A 6965-nucleotide genomic window follows, 5' to 3' on the forward strand; every position below is an offset into this window, starting at 1 on the left:
TAACCATCACCCCCACCCAGCCTCCCCCCTCAAGGGGAATGGTCAACAGGATGAGCAGATCATCGTGCTCTCAGCCAGGAGTGAAGAAAGGCTCAAGGCTTATGCACAGCAGATGGTGGAATTCCTGGGGAAAGCCACTAATACGGTCAGCCTCACCGATCTGGCCTACACTCTGCAGGTGGGACGGGAGGCCATGGAGGAGCGGCTTGCCCTGCTGGTATCAAGCATAACGGAGCTGGTTGAAAAGCTTACCCGGTACTGCCAGAGGGAAGGGAGAGATGGGAGAGAGGAAGCGGAGAGGGAAAGTGTGTACCGGGGGAATATGGTGGAGGAAGCGGAGGAAAATGTGTATCGGGGGAATGTGGCGGACCACAAAGGACAGGCAAAGCTCTTCCAGATACTGGGGAAAAAAGCAGGGGAGGAATTTATCCGGTCCATTATTTATGAGCGGGATTTTGCCAAATTAGCCCATCTTTGGACTATGGGGGTGGATGTGGATTGGAAATTACTCTATACAACCCGGACTCCACACCGCCTCCCCCATCGGATCTCTCTTCCAACCTACCCTTTTGCCAGGCAGCGGCATTGGATAAGCGGAGGTTCCGGAGCCCGTTACGGGGACAGCAAAGGATTGCACCCATTAATCGATAAGATTGTCCCCCGGTTAAGTCTCGACCAGGGCCTTGCCTTTCAAAAGACTCTGCACCCTGCCGATTTGATCGTAAAGGATCACAGGGTAAAAGGGCAATCTCTGTTCCCGGCAGTAGGATACCTGGAAATGGCTCGCGCTGCTGCCTCAACTATCATCGAGGACGGTCAAAGCTATAATCTGTCTCATGTGGCCTGGTTATACCCCCTGGCTATCCTGAAAGACAAGAAGGAAGTCCAGATTTTCCTGAGAAAAGAACAGGAGCAGCTCCATTTCGAGATACAGGGCACCCAGGATGATCACGCCCTTACCACCTATGCCAGGGGGACATTCCAGCCTCATGAAGGGATATCTCAAAGGGTTGCCCAGCGGATCTCCATCGAAGAGATTCAAGCCCGATGCAAACATCAAATCGAAAAGGCAATGCTCTATGCCGGGCTCAGAGAGATAGGTATTACCTATGGCCCTTATTTCCAGAGCCTTGACCGGATTTGGGCTGACAGCCAGGAAGCCCTGGGGCTCCTGAGCATGCCGGCAGGATACGAAGACGAATTAAACCACTATGCCCTCCACCCTGCTTTGCTGGACGGAGCCCTTCAGACTATGGCAGGGCTTTTCATTGCCTCTGGTGAAAAGGAGGGAAAGCTCATGCTGCCCTTTGCCGTCGAAGAGGTAGAGATCGTGAATCCCCTTCAGGCACAGGGATACGCATATGTAAAGGCTGTCGAAGGAGATGACCATAAATTCAATAAATTCAACGTGGCCATTTTAGATAGTACCGGCCTGGTCTGCATCAAGCTTCACCATGTTGTATTAAGGGATTTACTCAGAGATGTACTAAATCCCACTGACAGATTCTTCTATCGTCCCGGCTGGATAATAAGCCCGCTCGATCCATTGCCATTGCAATCGCCTTCGGTCCAGGCAGCCGGTGCGGATGCAGGAGCCAGTATCCTTATTATATATTCTTCCTGCGGCCAGGGGCTCATGGAGTCTTTGGCTCAAGCACATGCACAAGATAAGGTGTTTAAGCTTAAACTGGGGACTGAGACAAAACAATATTCACCGGAATCACCAGGAGATTGGGAGATTAAAACGGGTGATCCTGATGCTTTGGATGGTTGTCTGGAACAATTCAATAACATCAAGGTCATTTACTTCCTTGGAGGTATACAGGAGCCGGTATCGGATATCCAGGATTTAAAAGCCCTGGAAGAAAGTCAGGAGCAGGGAGTAATCTCCCTCTTCAGATTAATCAAGGCACTGAATAACCGGAATCTCTTTGAGCATTCCCACCCCCAGATAAAGGTAATCACCAACAATGTCTATCAAATCAGGTCGGGCGATGTAATCAGGCCGTATTCAGCCAGTTTGCAGGGCCTGACCAGATCAATGGCGAAAGAATTCCCTGCGGCCCAGGTCAGCCTTATCGATATCAGCCTGCGAACCAGGGAGGGAGGGGATCTGTCGAGGGAAGAACTGGAGAGTCTGGTCAGCTTGATTATGGCAGAGCCTGCTCACCGGAAGGGGGAAGCGGTGGCTATACGCGACGGGAAACGATATGTTCAGGTGGTGGAGCCGATTTCCCTTCCTTCAGTAACCGGAACACCATTTCAGCATCAGGGTGTCTACCTGATTTTGGGCGGAGCAGGAGGCATCGGGCTTGAGTTGAGCCGGTATCTGGCAGAGACAGTCCAGGCACGGCTGGTATTATTGGGTCGCAGTGAATTGGGGGCGGCACACAAGGGGAAATTTGCCCACATCGAATCAACAGGGGGCCAGGTACTCTATATCCAGGCGGATGCCACAGACCTTCAGAGTATGAAAGCAGCCGTTGAGAAGGCAAAGACTCATTTTGGCCGTATCAATGGAGTGATCCATTCAGCTATTGTCTTGAAAGATCAGATGTTAAGGAATATGAGTGAAGAGACTTTCCGGCAGGCACTGGAGCCCAAAGTCAAAGGCAGTATCATTCTGCATGCAGTAATGCAGGAGGAGCCCCTTGATTTCATGCTGTTCCTCTCATCATTTCAATCATTCTTAGGCAATATCGGGCAGAGCAACTATGCTTCAGCCTGTACCTTTAAGGATGCTTTCGGCTTATATCTCAATCAGAATAAGCCCTACCCGGTGAAGGTTATCAATTGGGGCTATTGGGGAAGTGTCGGTATTGTATCCAATGGTGAATATAACAAGCGGCTCGGTGCCTATGGCATCAAATCCATCGAGCCTGATGAGGGGATGGAGGCAATAAAGAGGGTATTGGGAAATCCCGTAGATCAAATTATCGCCATGAAAGCGGAGGATCGGGCTTTGGAGGCATTAGGAGTTAATCTGCATCATCAGGTGGAGCTTTACCCTGAGCATATCCCGTCGCTTATCGAAGCTATGTTCGATCAGGTTAAATTATTGCCAGGAGCGATAAATGCCTGAAAAAGGCAAAGACAAAGGCAAAGACAAAAACAAAGGCAAAGGCAAAGGATACCACAGAGACACAGAGACACAGAGGTACACAGAGGAAAAGCACAGAAGATATGAGTGTGAGAGTGTAAGAGAATGGGAGAGTGAGAGAATAAGAGATTAAAAACCAAGAAAACCAAGAGACCCAAGAGGTTTTTCTCCCCTGTTTTTCTCTGTGCCTCTGTGTCTCTGTGGTGTTTTTTGTTTTTTGCCTTTCGTCTTTTGTCTTTTACCGGCAACAACCTGGTAAGGAGGTGATTGATAATGAGCACAGAAAGTATACTGCAATTTCAGCAGGCATTCAGTGAGCTTGAGAAGTTCGGCCAGGTATTATTGCTCGATGCCTTCCAGAGGATGGGAGTTTTTCAGAGAGGGGATGAGCGTCATGATAAATTCCATCTGAGAGACCGTCTGAAAATAATACCGGGTTATTTTCGCTTGTATGATGCGCTCCTGGATATTCTCATCAGGGCAGGCTTCATTCAGCTTGAAGGCCAGCGTATCCTTACCACCAGCCAAATAGAAGAAGCTGACCTGCAGGCCATGCTGCACAATCCGGATGAGCACAGAAACCATCTGCTTGCCGCTTTCCCCGGAATAGAAGGCCATATCCGGCTTCTGTGCGCTTGCCTGGCCTCCTATCCCGAAGTGCTCACCGGACGGAAAGACCACATGGAGGTCATGTTTCCTCAGGGCTCCATGTCACTGGTCGAGGGCATTTACCGGGGGAACAGGGTAGCTGATTATTATAATACTCTCATGGCTCAACTGGTGAAAATATATATTCAGCAAAGACTCCAGCATGATCCTCAAGCTGAGATTCATATCGTTGAATTGGGGGCCGGGACAGGTGGAACAAGTGCTTTTGTCCTCAAGCTCATCGATGAGTATGGTCAGAAATTGCGCTATTTCTACACTGATATTTCCCTCGGATTCACCCAATATGGGAAAAGAATCTTTGGGGAGGATTATCCCTTTGTTGAATTTAAGGTTTTAAACATAGAGGAAGATCCTCAACGGCAGGGATTCAAGCCAAATAGTGCAGATATTGTCCTGGCCAGCAATGTTATTCATACTACCAAAAGGATCGATCATACTCTCAGACAGATCAAAAAACTGCTGAAGGCCAATGGCCTGTTCATGGTAAACGAAGTTACCCAGGTACAGAGTTTCGCCACCCTAACCTTTGGCCTGACCAGTGGATGGTGGCTCTTCGAGGATGAGGATAATCGTCTCAAAGGTTCACCTTTACTTGATCTTGCCGGGTGGAAAGCGGTTTTGGAAGCCAGTGGGTTTCGACAGATAAGAGCCCTCGGTTTTCCCGGTATGCCGGAGGAAAGCTCAGGACAAAACGTGATTGCAGGTGAAAGCGATGGCTGTGCTGTTTTTGAGAATGATCCATTTGGCCAGCCTCCGGGTAAGGACAGCCGCAGCCATACGGACAGCCATGCTGAAAGCAGGCCGGCAAATCAGCCGGGCACCGGGAATATGCGGAAATCCCCCCCTCTCCCTCCTCCTTTTCCTCCCTCAATAAAGGGAAGCGAAGGGGGAAGCTTGCGGGAAGGGGCGCGTGATTATGTAAAAACAGTGCTTTCCAGGGTTCTCAAAGTCCCGAAAAGCCAGGTGGACAGTCAGTCCACCTTTGAGAAATACGGGGTAGATTCGCTGGTGGTTATGGAGATTAACAAGGAGTTCGAGAAGGATTTTGGAAGCCTCCCCCCTACCCTGCTCTTCGAGAACATGTCGGTTGATGCCCTGGCGGATTATTTTATCAAAAAACATGAGCCTGTCTTAAGGAGGAAGATAGGGGCAGGAAAAGCACAGCTCGTGGAGACGGCGGACAGCCTCTTCAGGAGTGATGATCGCCTGAAGGGCGATGAGGCTGCAAATCAGATACATGAGCAGGAGTCAAGTAAAGATATAGCCATCATAGGAGTGAGCGGCCGCTATCCAGGGGCGGAAACCCTGGAGGATTATTGGGAAAATCTCAAAAATGGCCGTAACTGCATCAGCGAAATACCCCAGGATCGCTGGGACTGGAGGAAGCATTATGATCCTGACCCGCATAAAAAGGATAAACACTATAGCAAGTGGGGCGGGTTCATCAAGGATGTGGATAAGTTCGATTCCCTGTTTTTCAACATATCACCCAGAGAAGCGGAGGTGATGGACCCCCAGGAGCGTCTTTTCCTGGAGACCGTATGGGCGACTCTGGAAGATGCGGGCTACACGAGAAAAGACCTTGACAAAATCCACCGCCAGGTAGGTGTCTTTGTCGGGGTCATGAACGGCGATTACGGGTGGTTCAGTGCCGGGGCGTGGGCCGCAGGAGAGGCGGTGGGGACCGATTCCTCACATTGGTCACATGCCAACAGAGTTTCCTATTATTTCAATTTTCAGGGGCCGAGTCTGGCTGTCGATACCGCCTGCTCATCCTCGCTGACCGCCATTCACCTGGCCTGTGAAAGTATAAAAAGAGGAGAGTGCCAGGCAGCAATTGCCGGCGGGGTTAATCTCATTGTCCATCCTTTGCATTATGTCAAGTTATGCAAAATGAATATGCTGGCGGGAGATGACAGGTGCAAGAGCTTTGGGAGCGGAGCGGACGGGTTTGTGGATGGAGAGGGAGTCGGCGCGGTTTTGCTCAAACCTCTTGAGATGGCAATCAGAGATGGAGATCATATTTATGCGGTAATTAAAGGCTCTTTTATCAATTCCGGCGGGAAAACCAGCGGATATACCGTGCCCAACCCCAATGCACAGGCAACTCTGATATCGAAAGCATTGGAGAGAGCGGGAGTAAACCCAAGGACAATCAGTTACCTGGAGGCGCATGGCACGGGGACGTCATTAGGAGATCCCATTGAGATCGCCGGGTTAGTCAAGGCATTTGAGGAGCATACGGGAGAAGGGCATGCTCAGGACAGGCAATATTGCTCTCTTGGGTCAGTCAAGTCGAACATCGGCCACCTCGAATCAGCAGCAGGAATAGCAGGGCTCACGAAAGTGCTGTTGCAGATGAAGCATAAGCAGCTGGTTCCCTCGATCAACTCGGAAGAACTGAATCCTCACATTAATTTCGATGGCACACCATTTTATCTTCAACGCGAATTGGCGGAATGGAAACAGCCGGTTATCGGGCAGCAGGGAGAAGAGAAACGATACCCCAGGCGAGCGGGAATCAGCTCATTCGGAGCAGGAGGAGCCTATGCCCATATTATACTTGAAGAATTCGATGCCCTGCCCCCCGCTTCCGATTCAGCAGGGCCGGAGCAGCAAATCCCGGAGCAACACGTCATTATGCTTTCGGCCAAAAATGATGAGCGATTAAAAGTTTATGCTCAAAGGATCCTCGGTTATTTAGAAAGACAGAGAGCGGAAGAGAAAAGTCAGGACAGTCAGGACAGAATGAAGTTGGCTGAAATAGCCTATACCTTACAGGTGGGCCGGGAGGCCATGGAAGAGCGGCTGGCCTTGATAGTATCGAGTATGGATGAGCTGATCCAAAAGCTGGCTCAATACTGTCAGGGGGCAGAAGATAAAGAAGATTTGTATCAAGGTAATGTAAAAAAGGATAAAACGAGAGCTGAGCTTCTGCTCGATGGAAGAGCAGGCGAAGAGTTTTTGAAAACCACCCTTTGTAACAGGCAACTTGGTAAATTAGCCCGGCTTTGGGTATCAGGGGTGGACGTGGAATGGGGGTTATTATACCCAAACGCCAGACCAAGACGCATATCTCTGCCTGCCTACCCTTTTGCCAGAGAAAGGCATTGGGTTACAGTCAGGGACGTCATCAGCCCGGCCAGGGCGTATACAAGCCAGGGCCAGGTTGCGGTGGGCCAGGTTTCAGGGCTTC

The 6965-nt window shown here is 50.2% G+C and carries 3 protein-coding genes; all 3 read left to right on the forward strand.

The window, feature by feature from the left end; translation table 11 throughout:
* Positions 1–3082: SDR family oxidoreductase (locus tag AB1611_17400; protein ID MEW6381361.1), on the forward strand; the 3082-nt coding region annotated here is incomplete at its 5' end.
* Positions 3075–3233, forward strand: coding sequence for a hypothetical protein (locus AB1611_17405; protein MEW6381362.1), 159 nt, complete (start codon positions 3075–3077; stop codon positions 3231–3233). The genes AB1611_17400 and AB1611_17405, both read left to right, overlap by 8 nt.
* A 140-nt stretch (positions 3234–3373) precedes the next feature.
* The coding region (locus AB1611_17410; protein MEW6381363.1) for a beta-ketoacyl synthase N-terminal-like domain-containing protein at positions 3374–6965 on the forward strand (3592 nt) is incomplete at its 3' end.

The sequence above is a fragment of the bacterium genome, assembly GCA_040755755.1.
Classification (GTDB): domain Bacteria; phylum SZUA-182; class SZUA-182; order DTGQ01; family DTGQ01; genus DTGQ01.

Coding starts and splice junctions, on each gene's coding strand:
- AB1611_17405 (MEW6381362.1), top strand. CDS start 3,075: ATGCCTGAAAAAGGCAAAGACAAAGGCAAAGACAAAAACAAAGGCAAA.